Below are 22177 nucleotides of genomic sequence, written 5' to 3'. Positions count from 1 at the left end.
GCTTAACGATTTCAGCCCTTCACCGACGGTAGTTCCGACACCAGCCGGAGCGAGGCGTTGATGCCTTCCAACTGGTAATGCGGACGCAGGTAGAAACGGGCATTGTAGTAACCGGGCCGGCCTTCGACGCTGTCGACCTGGACCTCGGCCGCGGCAAGCGGGCGCTTGGCGCGCGCCTTGTCGTCGGCAAAGGCTGGATTGGCCAGCACGTACCGGTTGATCCATTCGGTCAACCAGGTCTCCATGTCGGTGCGTTCCTTGAACGAACCGATCTTGTCGCGGGCAATCGCCTTGAGGTAATGCGCGAAGCGCGACACCGGGAAGAGGTAGGGCAGATTGGCGGAGAGCCGCTCATTGGCCTGCGCGTCCGGATCGACCAGCCGGCCGGCGCGCGTCTCGTCGTCCTGCAGCGAGTGCGCGCCGATAAAGGCCGCAAGATCGGTGTTCTTGCGGTGCAGGATCGGCATCAGCCCGAGCTTGGCCAACTCGGCCTCGCGCCGGTCGTCGATGGCGACCTCGGTCGGGCATTTCATCGCGATCGAGCCGTCGTCGGTCGGGAAGGCGTGCACCGGCAGGTTAAGCACCGTGCCGCCATTCTCGACGCCGCGGATCTGCGTGCCCCAGCCGTAAAGCTTGTGGCTGCGATTGATGTTCACGCCCATCGGGAACGCGGCGTTCATCCAGACATATTTGTTGTGGTCGCCGCCCACCTCCTCCTCGAAGGTGAAACCCTTCACCGGAACGGTTTCCGAGCCATAGGGCAGGCGCGCCAGCACGCGCGGCATGGTCAGCCCGATATAGCGTGCGTCCTCGCTTTCGCGCAGCGACTGCCAGGAGGCATAGGCCGGGTTGTTCACGATCATCTGCAGGTCTTGCGGATTGGGCAGTTCCTGCCAGCTGTCCATGCGGAACAGCCGCGGCGAGGCGGCCGCGATGAACGGCGTGTGCGCCGAGGCGCAGACGCCCGAAATATTGCGCAGCAGGCCGACATCGCGCGGATGGTTGGAGAATTCATAGGCGCCGATGATGCAGCCGACCGGCTCGCCGCCCAGCATCGAATACTCGTCCGTGTAGACCTTCTTGAAGATCGGGCTCTGATCCCACATCTGGCCTTCATAGTCTTCCAGCGTGTCGGCCAGCTGCTCCTTGGAGATGTTCATCACCCGGATCTTGAGCTTGGTATCCGTCTCGGTGTTGTTGATCAGGTACCAGAGGCCGCGCCAGGTGCCTTCCATCTCGCGCACTTCCGGGGCATGCAGGATCTCGTTGACCTGCGTCGTCAGCATCTTGTCGATGCCGGCAATCAGCGACTTGATAGACTTGATAGCATTGGACGAGATGGTCGTGGTCTCGGAGCGCGATTGCGCGGCAAGCGCCAGGTTGCGCACCAGTTGCTGCAGCTTTTCGCTGTCATCCTTCTTGACCTTGAAATCCTTCTCAAGGAGTCCGCTGAATTCGCCGAGATCGATGGCTTCCGCCTCGGCGGTGGCGGCTGCGGTCTTTTGCTGTTCGGCCATGACTTACTCCTCGCCCTTGCCGTCATCCATCGCCTGAGTGGCGATCTTGCTCAGCAGCGGCTCGTTGTTCAGAAGTTGCGCAATGCGCTTTTCGGCGTCGACGCGGCCGTCCATGAAGCCCAGCAACTCCTCGAGCTGACGGCGCATCTTCAGGATCTCGGCCAGCTGCGGCACCTGCTCGGCGACCTTGTCCGGCGCGAAGTCGCCCATCTTGGAGAAGGTGAGGTCGACGGCGAGCTCTTCGTCCCGTTCCTGCCCTTCGGCCTGCGGCAGGGTGTTCTTCACCCGGGCCTTCACGCGCGGCCCCATCGCTTCCATGAATTTGGGGAAGCGGTTGGCGTCGGTTTCGACGAAATTGCGGTCGAGGACCGATTTCGACGCTTCCTTGGTCTGCGAAGCGCCCGAAAGGTCGGCCATCACGGCCATGACGAACGGCAGTTCGATCGTCGTCGGGCTGCCGTAGGTTTCGACGTCGTAGGCGATCTGCACGCGCGGCGCGCGGTTTCTTTCGATGACCTTCGCTTTGCTCTCTGCTGGCATGCTTTTCTACCTTTCATCCTTCTGGGCCGGCTTCTTGGGATCGGGAACACCGGCAAGCTGCCGGAACTCCTTCAGCCCCGACGGGGCGAGATCTTCCATCAGTTCCACGAAATCCATGTGCACCATCCGGCGCACGCGCCGGGCAAGATGCGGGATGGGGCTGGACGGCTCTGTGCGGTCGTAGAAGGCGACGACGAGGTCGAGGCACTTGACGACTTCGTCACGCGAGGTGATCCGATCCGGCAGACCGGTGCTTGCTTCCACAGGGCTTGCCCCACTTGCCATCGTCTCGGCTCCATGACCGTTGCGGGCGGGCATTGCTGGTTCCGCTGCCGCCTGCGGAGCGGGCTTCGCGGCACCGTTCGCCGTGCCGCCGGCACCGGAACTCCGCTCCAGCGTCGTCAGCAAACGCTGCAGGAACTTCTTCAATTCCGGAACGGTGGCGCCATGGCCTTCGATGCGGGCGTTGAGCGCGGCGTCCACCGCTTCGAGGGCGCCGATCGCGGCACGTAGGTCTGCCAGCATCGACGTCATCGCCTCGCCGGCCTGATCGATTTGCGCCGCGCATCCGGCGCGCACCCGGTTCAGCAACTGATTGTGCGCGCTTACCAGTGCCCCCCTCTCGGCGGCGTTCAGCCCCGAGGCCGCTTCCTGCAGCATGACGCGCTCGTCGAGCGCGCCCTGTTCCAGATCACGTCCGCTGATCGGTCCGACCTGGCGCGGCGAAAAGAAAATGGTTCCGCGCAGGCTCGTGAGCAGGCCTCCCTGGGCGTTCTGGAGATCGAGCAAGGCATTGATGCGGCGCAAGGCGGCGTCGCGCGGCGCCGCGTTCGCCCGCAATGCCGGATGCATCGTGTCCCAATGCTGGTCGAAGGTCCCGGCGATGAGCGTCAGGCCCTCGGCGAGGCCGGCCAGCCCTTCCTCGCTGGCCAAGGCCCGCGCGACGATGACCAGCAGGCGCAGGTCCCGGCCGCGGGAGCGCAGCTCTTCGGCCTGTTCAAGCACTGCCGCCCAGTCGACCGGGCTGGATTGCGACGTGGGCTTGCCGTTGCCGTCATGGACAACCTTGAGCTGAGGTTCGGCCAGGCGCTCCAGCTCATGAAAGGCCGGGTCGTTGCGCAAGTCCTCTCCCGACGGATTCGCACCGTTCAGAGGATTCAGCCAGAGTGCGAGATCAATCACACCAACCCCCAGCCAGCGGCCCTGAGACCCCTATGTGACGTAACGTTATCACCGGCCTCACGCGACGACAATTGAGCACCTGCGCAAAAACTAACGGAAGCTAAACGCGACCGTTTTCTTCGGGCCAAACCCATTGCGCGATTGCCGGACCCGGTATGTGAAATGGCTCGCATAGCCCGGGCAGCAATCCGGTGTTTGTTGCCATGAGTTTGCAAGGCTTGTGTAACCGGGCGGTGCCGCCTGGATGGATTCAAACGCCCTATCCGTCACCCGGCTTTGTCAAGCAGCCGCTTATATGGCAGGGTACGGTCGGCAGGTTGCGGGAGCAGGTTCGATGGAACAGCGCCGGTCATCGCAGAGTTTCAAGCGTAAGGAACTGGTCGCCAAGCTCAACGCCACGGGGGTGCGCGCCTTCAAGGCCGCGGCCGACACGGCCAAGCTGCGCGGCAATCCCTATGTCGAGCTCGTCCATTTCATCCAGCAGCTGGTTCTGTCCGAGCGCTCGGATGTGCAGATGATCGTCGCCGACGCCGGTATCGATGCCAGCCGGCTGACGGCCGACATGACCCGCGCCATCGACAAGTTGCCCTATGGCGCGACCTCGGTGGAGGAATTCTCCGACCACATCTTCCACGCCATCCAGGAAGGCTGGAACTTGGCGACGCTCGAGTTCGGCGTGGAGGAGGTGCGCAGCGCCCATATCCTGCTCGCCTGCCTGAAGACGCCGGTGCTGGAAGGCCTGGTGTCGAAGATCAGCGCCGAGTTCGACAAGATCGACGCCGACGGGGTCGTTTCCCGCTTCGCCGACGTCACCGAAGGCTCGCTCGAAGCCGGCTCACCGCCCGCCGAGCGCGCCAGCGAAACGCCGATGAAACGCGGTCCTGGCGGGGATTCGGCGCTGGCGAAATACGCCACCGACCTCACCCAGCGCGCTCGCGACGGCAAGATCGATCCCGTCGTCGGCCGCGATCCGGAAATCAGGCAGATCGTCGATATCCTGATGCGGCGCCGGCAAAACAACCCGATCCTCACCGGCGAGGCCGGCGTCGGCAAGACGGCGGCGGTCGAGGGATTTGCGCTGCGCATCGCCCAGGGCGACGTGCCGCCGACATTGCAGAATGTCAGCGTGCGCATGCTCGATGTCGGGCTGATGCAGGCAGGCGCCAGCGTCAAGGGCGAGTTCGAGAAGCGGCTGAAGGCGGTCATCGACGAGGTCCAGGCCTCCGAGGTGCCGATCATCCTGTTCATCGACGAGGCGCATACGCTGATCGGCGCCGGGGGTGCTGCCGGCACCGGCGATGCCGCCAATCTCCTGAAGCCGGCGCTGGCGCGCGGTGAGCTTCGCACCATCGCCGCCACGACCTGGGCCGAATACAAGCAGCACATCGAGAAGGACCCGGCGCTCACCCGTCGCTTCCAGGTGGTCAAGATCGACGAGCCTTCGGAAGCGGTGGCCGTGCTGATGCTGCGCGGCGTCGCGGGCGTCCTGGAGCAGCACCACAAGGTGCAGATTCTGGACGAGGCGATCGAGGCGGCGGTCTCGCTGTCGCATCGCTATATCCCGGCCAGGCAATTGCCGGACAAGGCCGTCAGCCTGCTCGACACCGCCTGCGCTCGCGTCGCGGTCTCGCAGCATGCGACGCCGGCCGAAGTCGAGGACATTTTGCGCCGGCGCCAGGCGCTGGAGGTCGAAAGCGGCATCATCGGCCGCGAGGCGGCGATCGGCATCGATGTCGTCGACCGGCAGGCCCGCGTCGACGCCGGACTGGCGGAAACCGAGACCAGCCTGGCCGCCGCCCAGGCACGCTGGGACCGGGAAAAGGCGCTGGTCACCGAGATACTGGACCTGCGCGCAAAATTGCGCGGCGAGGGTGTTCCGCTCGACGAGGCAGCCGAGGACGGTGCCGCGGAGGCGGAGGGCGCGGAAAAGGCGCCCGAGCAAAAGACCCCCGAAAGCAAGATTGCCGAGAGCAAGGCCGGCGCGACCAAGAAGACCTCCAAAGCCAAGGCGGCCAAGGCTGCGAAAGCCGAAGCGGCTTCCGCCGAACCGGCGGATGAAGCCGCCGCCGACCTCGCGCGTCTGCGCGAGCTGATGGCCGAACTTGCCGCGGCGCAAGGCGAGACACCGCTCATCCTGCCATCAGTCGACCGCAACGCGGTCGCCGCCGTGGTGCAGGATTGGACCGGCATCCCGACCGGACGGATGTTGTCCAGCCAGACCGAGAAAGCGCTGAAGCTCGCTGCCACCCTGTCCGAGCGGGTCGTCGGCCAGGATCACGCCATGGAGATGATCGCCAGGCGCGTGCAGACCAGCCGCGCCGGCCTCGGCGCGCCGGAAAAGCCGGTCGGCGTGTTCCTGCTTTGCGGCCCCTCCGGCGTCGGCAAGACCGAAACCGCGCTGGCGCTGGCCGAGACGCTTTACGGCGGCGAGCAGAACCTGATCTCTATCAACATGTCGGAATTCCAGGAAGCGCACACCGTCTCGACGCTCAAGGGCGCGCCGCCCGGCTATGTCGGCTACGGCAAGGGCGGCATCCTGACCGAGGCCGTGCGCAGGAAACCCTATTCGGTGATCCTGCTCGACGAGGTCGAGAAGGCGCATCCCGACGTGCACGAGATCTTCTTCCAGGTCTTCGACAAGGGCATGATGGACGACAGCGAAGGCCGCCGCATCGACTTCAAGAACACGCTGATCCTGCTCACCTCGAATGTCGGTTCAGACGTCATCATGGATCGCACGAAGAACGGCACGGTGCGGACCGGCATCGACGACCTCGACACCGCGCTGCGCGCCCCGCTGCTGAAGGTCTTTCCGGCTGCCTTCCTCGGCCGCGTCGTCACGATACCCTATTACCCGCTGTCGGATTCCATGATCGAGGCGATCGCCCGTCACCAGTTCGGCAAGATCGCCAAGCGCCTCAAGGCCACCAATGACGCCGAACTGGTGATCGGCGACGGCGTGATGGACCTGGTCAAGGCGCGCTGCACCGAGATCGAATCCGGTGGGCGCATGATCGACGCCATCCTCACCAACACGCTGCTGCCGGAACTGAGCCGCGGCGTGCTCAACCGCTCGCTCGAGGGCAAGAAGATGGCGAAAGTCACCGTGGGTGCGTCGCCGGAAGGATTTACCTACTCGTTCGAATAGGCCTCCATTGTGAGGCAGGCCGCCCTCAGATGGACCAGAGCGCGCCGCCGTCGCAGGCGACGGCCTGGCCGGTGATGTAGGAGGCGCGGTCGGAGGCGAGGAAGGCTGCCAGCGCCGCGAACTCTTCGGGGCGGCCGATGCGCCTGGCGGGTATCGCCTGGCTCACCTTTTCCAGGTCAAGCTTCGCATCCGCCAGCCTCTCGGTCAGCGTATAGCCCGGCATCAGCGCGTTGAAGGTGATGCCGTTGGCTCCTTCTTCCTTGCTCAGCGTGTTGATCAATCCGTGGATGCCGGCGCGCAGCGAGTTGGACAGGGCGAAGCGGTTGATCGGCTCCTTCGCGGCGATGGAGGTCACGAACAGCACGCGGCCCCATTTCTTCTCGCGCATCGAAGGCAGCACCGCCCGCACGATCTCCACCGCGCTCATGAACAGATTGTCGAAGGCGGCGCGCCATTGCTCGATGGTGATCTCGTCGAAGGGCGCGGTCGGCGGGCCGCCGGTGTTGACCACCACGATGTCCGGCGCGCCCAGTGTCGCCTTGGCCCGCTCAACCAGTTCCGTCGCCGCGCCCGGCTTCGCCAGGTCGCAGACGAGCGCGGTCGCGCCGATCTCGCCGGCGGTCTTTTCCAGCGCTGCGGCGGTGCGGGCGCAGATCGCCACGCGCGCGCCCTCGTCCAGCAACTCCTTGGCCACGGCGCGGCCTAACCCTTTCGAAGCGCCCAGCACGAGCGCGTTCCTGCCCTTCAATCCAAGATCCATCCGTTCTCTCCGATGATGCCGCGGCTCAGGCGCCGCTGACCTCGACGCTGCCAAGACCGGCAATGTCGAACCGATAGGAAAAAGCCTTGTCGGGGAAGCGCGTGCGCACGATGCTGCCCGTCATGACGATGTCGCCCGCCTTCATGCCCCTGCCGGAGGCGCCCAGATGGTCGGCCAGCCAGGCCAGCGGCTCATAGGGATGGCCGAGCGCATCGGCGCCGACCCCTCTGCCGATCTCGACGCCGTCCTGGTAGACGATCGCCTCGACCTTCTCCAGCGCGGCGGGCGGGACGACGAAATCGCCCAGCACCACGCCGGCATTCCACGAATTGTCGGCGACCAGCGAGCGCACGTCCAATACCGAATAATCGGCATGGCGATCGTCCACCACCTCGACCGCCGCGCAGACGCCATCGACCGCCGCGGCGACCTCGTCGCGCGTATAGGGTGCGGCGCGCGGCGCGAGATCGCGGCCGAGTCGGGCGCAGATCTCGAACTCCACGCCGAGATGGCCATAGCCGGTCAGCGAGAGCTTTGCTCCGCTGTGCATAACCCGCCGCCCGAAAACGGCGCCGGCGACGGGATGGTCGATCCCGCACATGCTCTGCATGCTGTGCGAGGTCAGGCCGATCTTGTACCCGGCTACGCGGTCGTCGCCGATGATCGCTCCGACATAGGCGTCCTGCACCTTGTAGGCGGAGGCAAGGTCCGACAGCCCCTCGATCGTCACGAACTGCGTGTTGTCCCGATGGCCGCGCACCAGCGCTTGTGCCGCCCCAACAATATCGAATGCCATGTCAGCTCCCTCCATTCCCGTCCGACAATTCGCTCGCCGATTGCCGGATCAACTCGCCGTAAGCCGCCATAGACCACTTGGCGAGCTATGTTTCCTGCACCAACATTTCCTGGCCTAAAGATTGGTCTCGTCTGGGTTGAGCACCACCATCGTCGACGTCTCGGCCACCGATGGGATCGACTGCAGCACGTTGCTGATGAATTCGCGAAGCGCTGCGATGTCCTTCACCCATACCCGCAGCAGGTAGTCGATGTTTCCCGTCACGAGCAGGCATTCGGTAATCTCCGGGTGTTTCGTCACTTCGTCCAGAAACTGGCCGGCACCTTCGGGGCCTTGCTGCCCCAGGCGCACGGAAACCATCACGCAGACGCCGAGGCCCAGCGCCGCCGGATTGATGCGGGCCGCATAGCCCTGGATCACGCCCGTCTCCTCGAGGCGCTTCAGCCGGCGCGCGCAGGGCGTGGGCGAAAGGCCGACGCGCTCGGCCAGATCCACCGTCGAGATGCGGCCGTCCTGCCGCAGCTCGCGCAGGATGCGATGGTCGATACTATCCAGTGCAATCATGGCGCTTTCAGCTACAATTTCCTCCAACCTTGGCGATTATGCGCGAAAAGCAGGCGATAACAACCGAAATTTATCGTGATTGCGCTTTGATAAAGCTATAAGCTCGATTGAAAATCAAGGAGGAGGCCATGGCCGCTTATATGATCTGCACGATGAGGGTCCACGATCCCGAGACGTACAAGAAGTACACCGCGCTCACCCCTGCCACGTTGAAGAAGTACGGCGGGAAGTTCCTGACGCGGGGCGATCCGGTGATCACCTGCGAGGGCGAGGCTTTCACCGACCGCATGGTCATCCTGGAATTTCCGGACGAAGCCACGGCCCAGGCCTGGTACAACGACACCGACTACCAGGCGGCGTCGAAGTTCCGCCGTGCCTCTTCCGATCGCGGACGGATGATCCTGCAGCAGGGTCGCGGCGAAAGCGCCGCTCCCGATCCGCTCGTCTGAGCGACCGGTCCGTTGAGCCGGCAAAGTGCGTCCTCAATGCATGTCGCCCGGAAGTGTGCAGCGGTTCTGGGGTAACGACATGCATAAAAACAGAATGCATGTCGCCCAGAAGTGTGCAGCGGTTCTGGGATAACGACATGCATAAAAACAAAAACTTAAAGCACGGTCCGGGGAACGCATCTTGCGATCCCCGGAAAAGTTCATGCTACAAACGCGAGCGGAGCAGTGCGAGTTTTCCTTGAAACGCCGACCCGCTTCAGGTCGAACTTGCACGGCAGGGTCTGGCTCGTTGGAGGCCGGTCATGAGAACCGAGGATTTGCAGTTCGCGCCGGGAGCGTATGAGAATTATGCGGAATTCTACCGCAAGTCCTCCTATTCCGCCTTTCCCCAGCAGCACCGCACCATCCAGGGCACCGGACGGTCCAGCATGATACTGGTCGAGCAGGGAAGGCATGAGCTTGCCGACCCGGCCGTGGAGGAAGTCGTCATATCCACGCCTTTGTCGGCGCCGGCCTGTTCCTACGACTGGAACATGGGGGCCGGGTGGGCAGGGGGGAAATCCCGCACCGGGGATCTCATCATCGTGCCGCCCAACGTCGAGAGCCGCTGGCGCGTCGGCGGCCCCCGCAAGCTCGTCATACTGGCGGTGCCGGTCGACCATGTCAGGAGCCTGCTCGGTCCGGAATGTCCCGACGACCTGTCATCGGCGCTCGAGCCGCTTTCCGGCTCGACTGCGCCCAACGCCGTGGTGAGCACGCTTCTTCAGCAGCTTTGGACGCTTGGCGATCCGGGAGGTCCGCTGGGCCGCATGCTCGCGGACAGTATGGTGCTCGCGCTGATCTGCCAGGTTCTCATCCTCGCGCAAGCCGGGACGCCGCATCCGGCGACAGGCGCCTTCTCTTCGCGCGAATGGCGGCGTGTCTGCGATTACATCGACGCCCATCTGCAGGAGGAAATCGCGCTGGCCGATCTCGCCCGTCTGGCCGGGTGGAGCGTTCGGCATTTCACGCGCATGTTCCGCCAGTCCACAGGCCAGACCCCGCACAATTTCATCGTGCACAGGCGCGTCGATCGCGCCAAGGACTTGCTGAGGAAACAGAAGCTGCAACTGGCCGATGTCGCGCTTACCTGCGGTTTCGCCGACCAGAGCCATTTTACCACCTGTTTCCGCAAGGCTACCGGCCTGACCCCGCTGCGCTGGCGGCGCGAGCTCGTCTGAAGGGATAGGCCAGGTTCCGACGGGCGCCGGCCATGGCCGATCTGCGAAAGATTAAGGCATGTCGCCCGAAAGTGGGAACCGGTTTCGGGACAAAGACATGCATGAAATCAAGAACCTAAAGCGCATGGAGCGAATCTGAAGGATCGCGACGCGCTTTAGGCCCTATCGCGCAAGACTTGCCTTTCCCGCTCGCCCTACGCTCGCCGGCCGATGCAGATGAAGGGCAGATGAAGTATGGGAGAGATGCGATGAGCGACGACAAGTCCATGATCGGAACGAATATCGACTTCGATCGCGATGGGCTGCAGACGGGTACGCTGCGGCTGCCGCATTCCGTGCATCGCTCCGCCTATGGCCACATCGCCATCCCCATCGCGGTCGCGAAGAACGGCGAAGGGCCGACTATCCTTTTGACCGGCGGCGTCCATGGCGACGAATATGAGGGTCCGATCGCGCTGGCGCGGCTGGTTCGCGAGCTCGACCTTTCCCGGCTTTCGGGACGGCTGATCGTCGTTCCGGCGGTCAACTATCCGGCCTTTGTCGCCGGCACCCGCACCTCGCCCATCGACGACATCAACCTCAATCGCACCTTTCCGGGCAAGCGCAACGGCACGGCGACGGAGATGATCGCCCATTACGTGACCACCGAGCTGTTGCCGCGCTCGGACTACCTGGTCGATTTCCACGCCGGCGGCAGCTCGCTGCAATACCTGCCGACGCTGCTCGCGCCGCGCTGGTCCGATCCCGCGCAGAAGCAGCGCTTGGAAGAATTCATCGACGCCTTCGACCCGCCGAACGTGGTGTATTTCGACAGCATCCGGGCGTTGAGCGGCGAAGACCGCGTCATCGGCAATTATGCGCACCAGAACAACGTCTTCTTCGTCACCGGGGAGTTCGGCGGCGGCTCGACGGTCAATATCGAAGGGTTGGGCGTGGTGGAGAACGGCCTGCGCTCGGTGCTGTCGCATCTGAAGGTGCTGGCCCCCGCGGCACCCTTGCCGAAGCGCCGCGGAAAGGTCCGCCGGCTGGTGATGGACGATCCGGGCCTCTATGCCTTTGCTTCGCGCCGGGGTTTCTTCGAGCCGCGCTTCGCGCTAGGCGACGAGGTGCCGGCCGGCGCGCTTGCCGGTCTGATCTACGATCTGGACAATCCCTGGGCCGAACCGGTGCCCGTCCATTTCAGGCATGGCGGTTTCGCCGTCTGCATCCGCACCTTCTCGCTGGTGGAGGCCGGCGACTGCCTCGGTCACCTGGCGTCCCCGGCCTGAACGACACTTCGGTTGCGCGGGCACGGCCTGCGGCCCACATCGACAATCAGGATACCCATAGCATCATGCATGACATTCCCGTCACGCGCGCTGCAGCGCGCAAGCCCATCCCGCAAGATCTCAAGGCGAGCTTCGGCGACTACTTCTCCGACCATATATTCCAGATGGAATACACGGAAGGGCGTGGCTGGCACGATCCCCGCATCGTGCCGTTCGGCCCGCTGCAGCTCCACCCCTCATCCTCCGTCATCCAATATGCCCAGTCGATCTTCGACGGGTCCAAGGGCTATCGCCGCGAGGACGGCTCGATCCATCTCTTCCGGCCGCAGGCCCATATCGCGCGTCTCAACCGCAGCGCCGGCGAGTTGTGCATGCCGGCGGTCGATCCCGACCTCGTGCTCGCGGCGATGCGCAAGCTGATCGATCTCGACCGCGACTGGGTGCCGGCCAAGCGTGGCAACGCCATCTATGTGCGCCAGACCATGGTGGGAACCGAGGGCTACATGGTGGTGCGGCCTTCCAGGACCTGCACCTATCTCATCTTCCTCTGCCCCGTGGGCTCCTATTATTCGGAAGGCGCGGGCCCGGTCCGCATCCTCGTCTCGGAGACGCGCGTGCGCGCGGCCAAGGGCGCGATCGGCTCGGCCAAGGCCGGCGCCAACTATGCGGCGAGCCTCAAGGTCGGCCGCGAGGCCGCCGCCGCCGGCTTCAGCCAGGTTCTGTGGCTGGACAGCGTCCAGCGCCGCTTCCTGGAGGAGGTCGGCACCATGAACATCATGGTCAAGATCGGCGGCCGCATCCGTACGCCGCCACTGAGCGATTCGATCCTGCCGGGCATCACGCGCGACAGCGTGCTCGCGCTCATGCGCGACTGGGGCATGGAGGTGGCCGAGGCGCCCATCGACATCGAGGACGTGGTGGCGGCGTCGAAGGCCGGCACGCTGGAGGAGATGTGGGGCGTCGGCACTGCTGCGGTTATCTCCCCGGTGGGCGAGCTCGCCTGGCGCGACGAAAAGATCGTCGTCAATGGCGGCCAGACCGGACCGGTCGCGGCGAAGTTGTTTGAGCACCTGACGGGGCTCCATGCCGGGACCGTGCCCGACAGGCATGGCTGGTCCGTCGCCGTGGACTGAGACGGATGCTGGTGGAGTCCTTCCTGCAAAATCGTGTCCTGGAAAGACAATACCGGCATTTTTGTTGCAATCACTATGACCGCTTGGGTTGCGGACCGGTCAGGGACGGTTAGCATGCGGGTTCCGGTAGGAGTCGTGAACGCTGACCTTCCCGGCTTGGCCGCATCCCCACACCGGGAGTCTTCATGTATTCGGGACCGATCATCGATCCGCACCATCACCTGTGGGATCTTTCCATGGGCAAGCATCCGTGGTTGCTGCCCACAGACCCTTCGTTGCAGGCGGTGGCCGGTCTTTCCGAGATCGCCACGGACTATCTGGTGGACGATTACGTGCGCGATTCCCGCAGACATAACATCGTCGCCACGGTCCACATCGAGGCGTTGTGGGCCGGCGATCCGGTAGGGGAGACCCGCTGGCTGGAAACCTTGGACAAGTCGAAGGGCGTGGCCTCGCGCTATGTCGGCGGTGCTTCGCTGGGCAAGCCTGAAGCGGCGGACGCCATCGTAAGGCAGGCGGCGTTCGACCGGGTGACCGGCATCCGAGGCATTTTGAGCTGGCACCCGGACCCGAAGAAATGCTTCGTCACCGACCCCGAGCTTGGGCGCAACCCACAGTGGCGCCGCGATATCGCCCGGCTGCAGGAGCACGGCCTCAATCTCGAGCTTATGATGTATCCTTACCAGGCCGGCGTCGTGCGGGAGATCGCCGAGGCGCTTCCCGGCCTGCAGATCATCATCAACCATTGCGGCAGCCCGATCGACCGCGATCCGGAAGGCATGCAGCGCTGGCGCGACGGCCTGAAGCACATCTCCGCCTGTTCCAACATCGCCATCAAGATATCGAACCCGGGCGCCTATGATCGCAACTGGACGCTCGAAAGCGTGCGCGACGTCGCCATGCATTGCATCGACTGTTTCGGCACCGAGCGCAGCATGTTCGGCACGGATTATCCGGTCTCGAAGATCCAGATGAGCTTCGACCAGATCTATGACACCTTCAAGCAGATCGGGGCCGTCCTGTCGCCACAGGAGCAATCGCAATTGTTCCACGACAACGCCAAGCGCTTCTACAGGCTTTGACCGGCAATCGCTGCGCCGAACCGGACGGACCAGGACAGACAATGGCACATTCTTCCGAAATCGAGCTCCTGGGCCGGCTGGTCGGGTTCAACACCGTCAGCAGCCGGTCGAATCTGGAGGCGATCGACTTCATCAAGGCCTACCTTGCCGGTTTCGGGGTTGAGAGCGTCATCATCCCCGATGCGACCGGCACCAAGGCCAACCTGTTCGCCACGATCGGGCCGGCCGATCGCCCAGGTTATGTGCTGAGCGGCCATACCGATGTCGTCCCGGTCGACGGACAGGAATGGTCGCGCGATCCGTTCGACATGTGGCGCGACGGCGACAGGCTGCATGGCCGCGGCACCTCGGACATGAAGGGCTTCATCGCCTGCGCACTGGCCGGCATACCCGCCATGCTGAAGGAGCCGCTTGCCGCGCCCATCCATCTCGCCTTGTCCTATGACGAGGAGGTCGGATGCCTGGGCGTGCACGGCATCATCGAGCACATGGCGAAGACCCTACCGCCGCAACTTGCCGTCTTCGTCGGCGAGCCAACCGGCATGGGCGTCGTCGGCGGGCACAAGGGAAGCGCCGGCCTGCTCACCACCGTGACCGGCAAGGCCTGTCATTCGTCGCGCCCCGACCTCGGCGTGAACGCCATCTTCCACGCCATGGACCTGATGGGAGAATTGCGCTCCTACGCGAACGAACTTCGTTCGGCACCCGAGGCCGGGTCGCCGTTCGACGTGCCCTACACGACGGTGAGCGTCGGCGTCGTCCAGGGCGGCACGGCGCGCAACGCCATACCTGGCGATTGCGCCTTCCAGTGGGATGTCCGGGCGACAAGCGGCGGCGTCGTGGAGACGCTGGTCGAAAGGTTCCGGGCGTTCAGCGACGGCAAGGTCGTTCCGGCCATGAAGGAAGGCTTCGCCGGCTCGGCCGTGGCAACCAATATCGCCTATGACGTTCCGCCATTCGTCCCCGACGCGGGCTCGCACGCCGAAACGCTTGCCAAGCGTTTTGCCGGCCGCAACGAGGTGACGGCCGTGAACTATGGATCCGAGGCCGGCATCTTCCAGTCCGCCGGCATGTCGACCATCCTCTGCGGCCCGGGGCGCGACAGCGAGGCGCACATAACCGACGAATGGATCACCGTCGAACAGCTCGAACGTTGTGTCGGCTTCATCGACCGGCTGATTGACCATGCGCGTCATGCCTGAGAGGGCATGCCGTGGAACTGAACATCGCAAAAATGGGGAATGATCTCATGCAGAGGGGACTACTGAGACAATTGCTTCTCGTCGGCGCGCTGGGCGCGTCGGCTTTGGGCACGGCAATGGGCGTGGCGGCAGCCGACGTCGTCAAGATCGGCGTGCTCGCGCCGCTTTCCGGGCCTTCGGCCTCCGACGGCGCGGACTTCGTCAAGGGCGTCGAGCTCGCCGTCGACGAGCGGAACGCCAAGGGCGGCGTGGCCGGCCACACGTTCGAGATCATCTCGGCCGACGTCAAGGACGGATCGCCCGACAATGTCAGCAGCGCGGCGCAGCGCCTCATAAACACCGACGGCGTGCAGGTCGTGCTGACCGGCTATGCCAGCCTGTCGCTGTTCGAGGTCGATCTCTTCGCCGATGCCAACATGCCCTATATCTCGTCCGGTCCGTCCGGTTCGTTTGCCGGCATCGTCAGCAAAGATCCGGGCAACTACAATTGCTGCTGGTCGCTCTCGCCGTCCTACAAGGGCTACGAGACGGACGTGCTTCTCCTGTTGGATGGGCTGATCGCGGATGGCAAGTTCAAGCCGGCGAGCAAGAAGCTGGCGATGATCTCGTCCGACAACCCCTATTCCAAGGTCATCTCGGAAGGCATGAAGAAGTCCTTCTCCGCCGCCGGCTGGACCGTGACCGTGGACGAGATGGTGCCGTTCGGCCCCGTCAACGACTGGCGCGCGATCCTTGCCAAGGTGCGGCAGGACCCGCCGGACCTCGTGGTCAACACCGACTATCAGCCCTCGAACTCCGCGCTGTTCCTGAAACAGTTCCTCGAACAGCCGACCCAGAGTCTGGTGTTCCTGCAATACGCGCCTTCGGTGCCAGAATTCGTCGACCTGACCAAGGAACAGTCGAATGGCGTCCTCTACAACCTGATCGGCGGCGCCATCGACTCGCCCGGCTGGCCGCGTGGGCAGGAAGTGCTGAAGAAGTTCCAGGACAAGTACAAGGTTGCTCCAGGCGTCTACGGCTCGGCTCTCTACGAAGAGGCCGAAATGTATTTCGCCGCGCTTGAGAAGGTCGGCGATCCCAAGGATCACGACGCGATCGGCAAGGCGCTCGGCGAAACCAAGTTCGACGCCGCGCCGGGGCCGGTGGAATTCGACCCGGCAACGCATCTCGCCGTGCAGGACGAGAACCACATTCCGGTGACCTTCTACCAGATCTGGGACGGCAAGCGCTTCCTGATCGGGCCGAAGAAATACGCTACGGGCGATTTCAAGCTTCCGCCTTGGATCAAGCAGTAGCAGAAGCCTTCCGGTCGGCATCCTAAATGTCCGATTTGCCGGCGCGACGTATCGCGCCGGCACTTCTTCAAGGCACCGAAGCCCAACAGCGTTCCGCTTTCGTCAAAGCAGTCTTGCATGATCCTTACGGCTGAAAATCTCACCAAGTCCTTCGGCGGCTTGCGCGCCGTGGGCGGCGTCAGCTTCGCGCTGGCCGAGAACGAAATACTCGGCGTCGCCGGGCCGAACGGCAGCGGCAAGAGCACGCTGTTCAACATTCTGACCAACATCCCCTTTCCGGCCGACAGCGGCCGCGTCGTTTTCGAGGGGAAGGAGATCCAGAACGTGGCGCCGGAGGCGGTGAGCCGCTCCGGCATCGCCCGCACCTTCCAGCGCGAAAGCATCTTCGCCTCGCTGAGCGCTATCGACAATGTGCTGGTGGCCATCGAGCATAGCGGCAAGAGGCAAGGGCAGAAGCAGGACGAGATCGCCGCGATCGAGGTGCTCGACATGGTGGGCTTTCCCCAGACGCTGCACAACGCTGCGACCGCAACTCTCCCGATCTTCTTCCGCAAGATACTGATGATTGCCAGCGCCCTGGCTATGTCGCCGCGCGTGCTGTTGCTCGACGAGCCGGCGTCGAGCCTGACACCCGGCGAGATCGAGCACATGAAGGCGCTCATTCTCGGGCTGCGCCAGCGCGGCATCGCCATCCTGCTCATAGAGCACGTCCTGCCGTTGCTGATGTCGGTCTGCGACCGGCTTATCGTCCTCGACCAGGGCCGGGTGATCGCCCAGGGGCTTCCGCCCGAAGTCGTTGCCGATCCGAAAGTGATCGAAGCCTATCTGGGGCAGGCACGATGACGGACACGCTTCTCCTCGATGTCAGGGCCCTCGACGGTGGCTACGAGCCGCTGCAGATATTCCGCAAGATCGACCTTTCGCTGGCGCAGGGCGCAAGCGTCGGGTTGTTCGGCCCGAACGGCCACGGCAAGACGACGTTCCTGAGAACCCTGTCCGGCATCATCGATCCGTGGGATGGCGACATTTTCTTCGACGGTGTCCAGCTCAACCGTCCAGGCGCGCGCGGCAGCCGGCGCTGGCGCAATTTCAACTACGACGCCATAACCCGGCGCCGGATGGACCCGAAAGCGGTGGCGCGCGCCGGGCTGATCCATGTCCCGCAGGGAAACCTTTTGTTCCCGGACATGACCGTCGCGGAAACGCTCTCGATCGCGCCCTACGCTTCCCGCGGGCGCGCCAATGCGGCGGAGACGCTGGACAAGGTCTTCCGGCTCTTTCCCCGGGTGCACGAGCGGCTCGGCCACAAGATACGCTTCCTTTCAGGCGGCGAGCGCCAGATGGTGGCCATAGGCGTCGGGCTGATGGCGGCGCCGAAGCTTCTCATCCTCGACGAGCCGACGCTGGGGCTGTCGCCCAAGCTGCGCGGGGAACTCGCATCGGCAATCCAGACCATCCGGGGATCCGGCGTGCCACTGATCGTGGTCGATCAGGATATCGCCTTCCTCGAGGAACTGATCGACACGCTCTACCTCTTCGACCACGGCCGCATCTCGCGCCGCATCGAGAAGGCGGACATGCCAACGCATGAAGAGATCATGAAACTGATGTTCGGCGAGGATCACCATTGACCCTTGAGACGCTTAACCTGATCCTGCTCGGCGGCATCGTGCTGGGCGCTCTCTATGCGCTGATGGCGACCGGGCTGGCGCTCGTGTGGACGACGCTCGGCATCTTCAATTTTGCCCACGGCACCTTCATCGCGCTCGGCGCCTACATCGCCTGGCAGATCGCCAGCACCGAGGCCTCGGGCGCCGGTCTGCTGGCCGGGGCGGCGGTCTCCATCATCGGCATGTTCGTCATCGGCATGCTCGTCTACTACCTCCTCATCAAGCCTTTCGAACGAAGCCCCGACATCGTGGTGAAATCCGTCATCACCACGCTGGCGGGCGCGACCATCCTGGAAAACGTCATCAACCTCGTCTGGGGTCCGCGCAACAAGCAGCTCTCGCCGCTGCTCGGCGGCGACATGTCGATCCTCGGCATCACCATATCCCGCAACGAGATGGCGGTGGTGGCGCTGGCGATCGTCATCCTGGCGGCGCTCGGCGTGTTCCTGCAGCGCGCGCCGCTTGGTCGCGCCATGCGCGCCGTGGCGCAGAACCGCGAGGCGGCGCAGCTCATGGGCATCGATGTCGAGCGGCTCTACGCCATCGCCTTCGGTCTGTCGGCGGCGTTGGCGGCGCTGGCCGGCATCCTGATCGGCTCCATCCGCTTCATGAACCCTTCGATGGGCTCCGACCCGCTGATGAAAGCGCTGATCGTGGTGATCTTCGGCGGCATCGCGCGCTTCACCGGTCCGATCTACGCGGCCTTCATCGTTGGCCTGCTCGAGGCTGTCATGACCTATCTCGTCGGCCTCTACTGGAGCCCGACGGTGCTCTTCGCCATCATGATCGTCGTGCTCGTCGCCAAGCCAGAAGGCCTGTTCGGCCGATACAGGAAATCCGTCTGATGCGGTACAGCCCGTCCTTCGCCCGCAGTTCGGGGCTGATCCCGGTCCTGATCGTCCTGGCCGTGCTGGCGCTTGTGCCGCTGCTGTCTTCAAACATGTATCTGCGGCATCTCCTGGTGCTGGCATTCGTGTTCGGCATCGTGGCCTCGAGTTGGGACCTCAGCCTTGGGTATGGCGGCCTGTTCAATTTCGCCCATGTCGCGCTCTTCACCATCGGCACCTACGCGTTCGGGCTGGTCGGCCAGACCCTCGGCCTGTCACCATGGCTGGGCATAGCGTTCGCCGGGGTCGCCGCGGGGCTTGTCGCGGCCCTCATAACGCTGCCCATCCTCAGGCTTTCAGGCATCTACATCATCCTGGTGACCATCGCTGCCTCGCAGGTGCTCTACCAGATCATCATCAGCCAATCCGACATCACCGGCGGCACATCGGGCATGGTAAGCCTGCCGGCGCTCGAGCTCTTCGGCTATCGCTTCAACCGCGGCGGCAAGGTCGGCTATTACTACCTGGCCCTGCTGATGCTGGTGGCTTCCACCATCATCCTCTACAAAATCACCCACTCGCGTTTCGGCCGCGCCATCGTGGCCATGCGAGACCATAAATACTACGCCATCTCCCGCGGCATGTCGGAAACGCGCACCCGGCTGTTCACGCTGACGGTGAGCGCCGCGCTGAGCGGTGTGGCCGGCGGCTTCTACGGCTCCTACATGCGGGTTGCCTCTCCCGACAATTTCGGCCTCGGGCTGCTTGGCCTGCTGCTCTCGATGCTGTTGCTCGGCGGCGCCGGAACGATCTGGGGTCCGATCCTCGCGGCCTTCTTCGTGACCATGGTGTCGGAGGTCTTCGCCGCCTACGGCGCCTGGCGCAACATCATCATGTCGCTGTTGCTGATCGTCATCCTGATCTTCTATCCGGGCGGGTTGTGGGCATTGCTGCAGACATTTCGTGAAGCGCTCGACGTGGTGCGTTCGCAGGCGACGGCCAGGCTGCGCCGCCGCTTCGGCCTCGGGCAACGGCAAGCGATGACCGGAGCGCATGAGACGATCGTCGCCACCCGCCATGGCAGGATCGCGGTGGCCGACACCGGCGGCGACAAGCCGGCGCTTCTCCTCATCCACGGCAACTCCTCCGCTAAGGAGGTGTTCGCCAACCAGTTCAAGGCGTTTCGCGACCGCTATCGCGTCATCTCCTTCGATCTGCCTGGTCACGGCGTGTCCGACAACGCCGATCCGGAAAAGGACTATAGCGTCGAGGCCTTCGCCGACGTGGCCGAAGACGTGCTCAAGGCGCTCGGCGCGGCAAACCCCTTTGTGTTCGGATGGTCGCTGGGCGGCTATATCGCTATCGAGCTCGCGGCCCGCGGCTATCCGATGAGGGCGCTTGCCATTTCCGGCACGCCGCCGCTCAGGGTCGTTCCGGAAGATGTCGGGCGCGCCTATGACGCGACCAGCCATTTCGTTTTGGCGAGTAAGACCTTCCTGTCGCCGGCCGAGAGCCGCGACTTCGCCGCGTCGACGACCGGTCCGAAGGCACCGCAGACGGCTCATCTCCATCGCGCCGTGCGGCGGACCGACGGGCGTGCCCGCGCCTATACGCTGGGCAAGCTCCAGATCGTCGACTGGCCGCGGCAGATGCGCTTCCTGCGCTCGGCCTCGGTGCCGTTCGCCATCCTGAACGGCTCGAACGACCCGTTCCTGAACCATCAATATTTCCGGGACCTCAAACTGGAGCAGTGGACCGGCGAGCCGGACGACATCCAGGACGGCAAGCACGCGCCTTTCCTGCTGAAGCCGGCAATCTTCAACGAAAAGCTCGCCGCTTTCCTGGGCACGGCCGAAGCAAGAAGTCGGCATGACGCCGACGCGGTCGCCTGACGTCTTGAACCGGACGCCACGAGTGTCGGGCGCAAACTAAAGCGGTCCAGCCTCGAGGAGCACTGCATGCGGAAGCCTTCGCCGCACTTCGTCGAGCGCTCGCCGGAGTGGCTCCGATGAGCGTGCCGGCGCTTACCGGTCTCGTTCGGCCAATGCCCGAAATCTGTGAAACGCGCGCAAGCCTGTCATACGCTTTGAATGGACACAGGTGTACATTCGCGCTAAGTGTGCCCTTCGGGCTGGCCACGGGTGTTCGGCACCAACGGCAAAGCGGGTTATCGTAAGGGGCAATCGATGCACATGTTCGAGCTGGAGACACGGCGGCCAAGCCCTTGCGGTGGAGCGATGCCTCCGGCCTGTGACGACGGTTTGGGCGCATGACGAGGCAGTACTCGGCCCTTTCGCTCTTCAAGGAAGGCATCGCCGGTCAGACCGGTTGGGAAAAGGCCTGGCGCTCTCCTGATCCGAAACCGCGCTATGATGCGATCATAATCGGCGGCGGCGGGCACGGCCTCGCCACTGCCTATTATCTCGCCAAAAATCACGGCGTCACCAACGTCGCGCTCTTGGAGAAGGGCTGGATCGGGGGCGGCAATACCGGCCGCAACACGACGGTGGTGCGTTCGAACTACTTCTACCCGGAAAGCGCGGCGATCTACGGGCTGGCCCACAGCCTCTACAAGAGCCTTTCGACGGACCTGAACTACAATGTGATGTTTTCCGCGCGCGGCATCCTCACGCTCGCGCACAGCGAATCCGCGATGGAAACCGCCGCGCGGTCGGTCAACGCCATCCAGGTCAACGGCATCGATTGCGAGTTGTTCTCGGTCGAGGACGTGCGTCGCGTCGTGCCGATCTACAATTTCAGCCCCGGCACACGCTTCCCCGTCTATGGCGGCACCTGGCAGCCGAGCGGCGGCACCGCCCGCCACGATGCCGTCGCCTGGGGTTACGCACGGGCGGCGAGCCGTCTCGGTGTCGACATCATCCAGAATTGCGAAATCTCCGACTTCATCATCGAAGACGGGCGCTGCCGCGGCATCGTCACCTCGCGCGGCGCGATCCGGGCGGAGCGTACGGGCATGGCGGTGGCCGGCCATTCGTCGGTGCTGGCGGCGAAGGCGGGCTTCCGTTTGCCGGTCAATTCCTATGCGCTGCAGGCCTGCGTGTCCGAACCGGTCAAGCCGATCATCGACACGGTGGTGATTTCGCCCGACACTGGCGTCTATGTCAGCCAGTCGGACAAGGGCGAACTGGTGATCGGCGGCGCGCTCGACCGCATCCCGTCCTATGGCCAGCGCGGCAATCTGCCGGTGCTGGAAGGCGTGATCGCCGGTATGCTCGAAATGTACCCGATCTTCGGCCAGTTGAAGATGATGCGGCAATGGGCCGGCATCGTCGACGTGGTCCCGGACTCCTCGCCCATCATCGGCGAGTCGCCGCTGCCCGGCCTTTTCCTCAATTGCGGCTGGGGCACCGGCGGCTTCAAGGCGATCCCCGCCGGCGGCACCTTGCTTGCGCATCTGCTTGCCACCGGCAGGCATCACGACATCAGCCGGCCCTTCGATCTCGACCGCTTCGCTCGCGGCCGCCTGGTCGACGAGGCCGCCGGCTCCGGCATCGCCCATTGAA

At 64.2% G+C, this 22177-nt stretch carries 19 protein-coding genes; 13 read left to right on the top strand and 6 right to left on the bottom strand.

Annotation, left to right across the window (positions count from 1 at the left end; translation table 11 throughout):
* Positions 1–11: 11 nt before the first annotated feature.
* Genes tssC through tssA form a run of 3 tightly spaced genes read right to left on the bottom strand, consistent with a single transcriptional unit; the run spans position 12 to position 3239 of the window.
* Complete coding sequence (gene tssC, locus FJ471_RS04455; protein ID WP_140801946.1) at positions 12–1517, bottom strand: type VI secretion system contractile sheath large subunit; 1506 nt, start codon at positions 1515–1517, stop codon at positions 12–14.
* Positions 1518–1520: 3 nt separating this feature from the next.
* Positions 1521–2057, bottom strand: coding sequence for a type VI secretion system contractile sheath small subunit (gene tssB, locus FJ471_RS04450; RefSeq protein WP_112095031.1), 537 nt, complete (start codon positions 2055–2057; stop codon positions 1521–1523).
* 6 nt (positions 2058–2063) lie between these two features.
* On the bottom strand, positions 2064–3239 hold the full coding sequence (tssA, locus tag FJ471_RS04445) for a type VI secretion system protein TssA (protein ID WP_140801945.1): 1176 nt from the start codon (positions 3237–3239) through the stop codon (positions 2064–2066).
* 334 nt (positions 3240–3573) lie between these two features.
* Between tssA and tssH the strand changes: the two genes are divergently transcribed.
* Positions 3574–6387, top strand: coding sequence for a type VI secretion system ATPase TssH (gene tssH, locus FJ471_RS04440; protein ID WP_140801944.1), 2814 nt, complete (start codon positions 3574–3576; stop codon positions 6385–6387).
* Positions 6388–6412: 25 nt separating this feature from the next.
* Here tssH and FJ471_RS04435 read toward each other — a convergent pair whose 3' ends face one another.
* The 3 genes from FJ471_RS04435 to FJ471_RS04425 form a co-directional block, all read right to left on the bottom strand.
* Positions 6413–7147: an SDR family oxidoreductase gene (locus FJ471_RS04435; protein WP_140801943.1), complete on the bottom strand. Its 735-nt coding sequence runs from the start codon at positions 7145–7147 to the stop codon at positions 6413–6415.
* 25 nt (positions 7148–7172) lie between these two features.
* Complete coding sequence (locus tag FJ471_RS04430; RefSeq protein ID WP_181179151.1) at positions 7173–7943, bottom strand: fumarylacetoacetate hydrolase family protein; 771 nt, start codon at positions 7941–7943, stop codon at positions 7173–7175.
* A 114-nt stretch (positions 7944–8057) separates the two neighbouring features.
* On the bottom strand, positions 8058–8507 hold the full coding sequence (locus FJ471_RS04425; protein WP_140801941.1) for an Lrp/AsnC family transcriptional regulator: 450 nt from the start codon (positions 8505–8507) through the stop codon (positions 8058–8060).
* 128 nt (positions 8508–8635) lie between these two features.
* Between FJ471_RS04425 and FJ471_RS04420 the strand changes: the two genes are divergently transcribed.
* The 12 genes from FJ471_RS04420 to FJ471_RS04365 all read left to right on the top strand — a co-directional run bounded on the left by FJ471_RS04420 (position 8636) and on the right by FJ471_RS04365 (position 22176).
* Positions 8636–8956, top strand: coding sequence for a DUF1330 domain-containing protein (locus FJ471_RS04420; protein WP_140801940.1), 321 nt, complete (start codon positions 8636–8638; stop codon positions 8954–8956).
* A 302-nt stretch (positions 8957–9258) separates the two neighbouring features.
* Positions 9259–10176, top strand: a complete 918-nt coding sequence (locus FJ471_RS04415) for an AraC family transcriptional regulator (protein ID WP_140801939.1) — start codon at positions 9259–9261, stop codon at positions 10174–10176.
* A 248-nt stretch (positions 10177–10424) separates the two neighbouring features.
* Positions 10425–11444, top strand: a complete 1020-nt coding sequence (locus tag FJ471_RS04410; RefSeq protein ID WP_140801938.1) for a succinylglutamate desuccinylase/aspartoacylase family protein — start codon at positions 10425–10427, stop codon at positions 11442–11444.
* 65 nt (positions 11445–11509) lie between these two features.
* A complete protein-coding gene (locus FJ471_RS04405; protein ID WP_140801937.1) occupies positions 11510–12577 on the top strand; it encodes a branched-chain amino acid aminotransferase in 1068 nt (355 codons plus the stop codon).
* Between the two features lie 185 nt (positions 12578–12762).
* On the top strand, positions 12763–13659 hold the full coding sequence (locus FJ471_RS04400; RefSeq protein WP_140801936.1) for an amidohydrolase family protein: 897 nt from the start codon (positions 12763–12765) through the stop codon (positions 13657–13659).
* A 41-nt stretch (positions 13660–13700) separates the two neighbouring features.
* The gene (gene argE, locus FJ471_RS04395; RefSeq protein WP_140801935.1) at positions 13701–14861 is read left to right on the top strand and encodes an acetylornithine deacetylase; all 1161 of its coding nucleotides are present in this window, start codon (positions 13701–13703) and stop codon (positions 14859–14861) included.
* Positions 14862–14908: 47 nt separating this feature from the next.
* Positions 14909–16156, top strand: coding sequence for an ABC transporter substrate-binding protein (locus tag FJ471_RS04390; RefSeq protein ID WP_140801934.1), 1248 nt, complete (start codon positions 14909–14911; stop codon positions 16154–16156).
* A 117-nt stretch (positions 16157–16273) separates the two neighbouring features.
* Entirely contained in the window at positions 16274–16999 is a 726-nt protein-coding gene (locus tag FJ471_RS04385; RefSeq protein WP_140801933.1) for an ABC transporter ATP-binding protein, read from the top strand.
* Positions 16996–17787: an ATP-binding cassette domain-containing protein gene (locus FJ471_RS04380; protein ID WP_140801932.1), complete on the top strand. Its 792-nt coding sequence runs from the start codon at positions 16996–16998 to the stop codon at positions 17785–17787. Before FJ471_RS04385 ends, FJ471_RS04380 begins: the two co-directional genes overlap by 4 nt.
* The gene (locus tag FJ471_RS04375) at positions 17784–18671 is read left to right on the top strand and encodes a branched-chain amino acid ABC transporter permease (RefSeq protein WP_140801931.1); all 888 of its coding nucleotides are present in this window, start codon (positions 17784–17786) and stop codon (positions 18669–18671) included. Before FJ471_RS04380 ends, FJ471_RS04375 begins: the two co-directional genes overlap by 4 nt.
* Positions 18671–20545, top strand: a complete 1875-nt coding sequence (locus tag FJ471_RS04370; RefSeq protein WP_140801930.1) for an alpha/beta fold hydrolase — start codon at positions 18671–18673, stop codon at positions 20543–20545. Before FJ471_RS04375 ends, FJ471_RS04370 begins: the two co-directional genes overlap by 1 nt.
* Before the next feature lie 377 nt (positions 20546–20922).
* Positions 20923–22176, top strand: coding sequence for a sarcosine oxidase subunit beta family protein (locus FJ471_RS04365; RefSeq protein ID WP_140801929.1), 1254 nt, complete (start codon positions 20923–20925; stop codon positions 22174–22176).
* Position 22177 lies beyond the last annotated feature (1 nt).

The sequence above is a fragment of the Mesorhizobium sp. B2-7-1 genome (genome assembly GCF_006440735.1).
GTDB lineage: Bacteria > Pseudomonadota > Alphaproteobacteria > Rhizobiales > Rhizobiaceae > Mesorhizobium.
This window is presented reverse-complemented; position numbering and strand designations above follow the sequence as displayed.

What these genes read in the sequence shown, in the direction of transcription:
- FJ471_RS04405 (WP_140801937.1), top strand. Translation starts at nt 11,510, where the DNA reads ATGCATGACATTCCCGTCACGCGCGCTGCAGCGCGCAAGCCCATCCCG.
- FJ471_RS04430 (WP_181179151.1), bottom strand. Translation starts at nt 7,943, where the DNA reads ATGGCATTCGATATTGTTGGGGCGGCACAAGCGCTGGTGCGCGGCCAT.
- FJ471_RS04365 (WP_140801929.1), top strand. Translation starts at nt 20,923, where the DNA reads ATGACGAGGCAGTACTCGGCCCTTTCGCTCTTCAAGGAAGGCATCGCC.
- tssH (WP_140801944.1), top strand. Translation starts at nt 3,574, where the DNA reads ATGGAACAGCGCCGGTCATCGCAGAGTTTCAAGCGTAAGGAACTGGTC.
- tssC (WP_140801946.1), bottom strand. Translation starts at nt 1,517, where the DNA reads ATGGCCGAACAGCAAAAGACCGCAGCCGCCACCGCCGAGGCGGAAGCC.
- FJ471_RS04370 (WP_140801930.1), top strand. Translation starts at nt 18,671, where the DNA reads ATGCGGTACAGCCCGTCCTTCGCCCGCAGTTCGGGGCTGATCCCGGTC.
- FJ471_RS04410 (WP_140801938.1), top strand. Translation starts at nt 10,425, where the DNA reads ATGAGCGACGACAAGTCCATGATCGGAACGAATATCGACTTCGATCGC.
- tssB (WP_112095031.1), bottom strand. Translation starts at nt 2,057, where the DNA reads ATGCCAGCAGAGAGCAAAGCGAAGGTCATCGAAAGAAACCGCGCGCCG.
- FJ471_RS04415 (WP_140801939.1), top strand. Translation starts at nt 9,259, where the DNA reads ATGAGAACCGAGGATTTGCAGTTCGCGCCGGGAGCGTATGAGAATTAT.
- FJ471_RS04380 (WP_140801932.1), top strand. Translation starts at nt 16,996, where the DNA reads ATGACGGACACGCTTCTCCTCGATGTCAGGGCCCTCGACGGTGGCTAC.
- argE (WP_140801935.1), top strand. Translation starts at nt 13,701, where the DNA reads ATGGCACATTCTTCCGAAATCGAGCTCCTGGGCCGGCTGGTCGGGTTC.
- FJ471_RS04390 (WP_140801934.1), top strand. Translation starts at nt 14,909, where the DNA reads ATGCAGAGGGGACTACTGAGACAATTGCTTCTCGTCGGCGCGCTGGGC.
- FJ471_RS04425 (WP_140801941.1), bottom strand. Translation starts at nt 8,507, where the DNA reads ATGATTGCACTGGATAGTATCGACCATCGCATCCTGCGCGAGCTGCGG.
- FJ471_RS04385 (WP_140801933.1), top strand. Translation starts at nt 16,274, where the DNA reads ATGATCCTTACGGCTGAAAATCTCACCAAGTCCTTCGGCGGCTTGCGC.
- FJ471_RS04420 (WP_140801940.1), top strand. Translation starts at nt 8,636, where the DNA reads ATGGCCGCTTATATGATCTGCACGATGAGGGTCCACGATCCCGAGACG.
- FJ471_RS04400 (WP_140801936.1), top strand. Translation starts at nt 12,763, where the DNA reads ATGTATTCGGGACCGATCATCGATCCGCACCATCACCTGTGGGATCTT.
- FJ471_RS04435 (WP_140801943.1), bottom strand. Translation starts at nt 7,147, where the DNA reads ATGGATCTTGGATTGAAGGGCAGGAACGCGCTCGTGCTGGGCGCTTCG.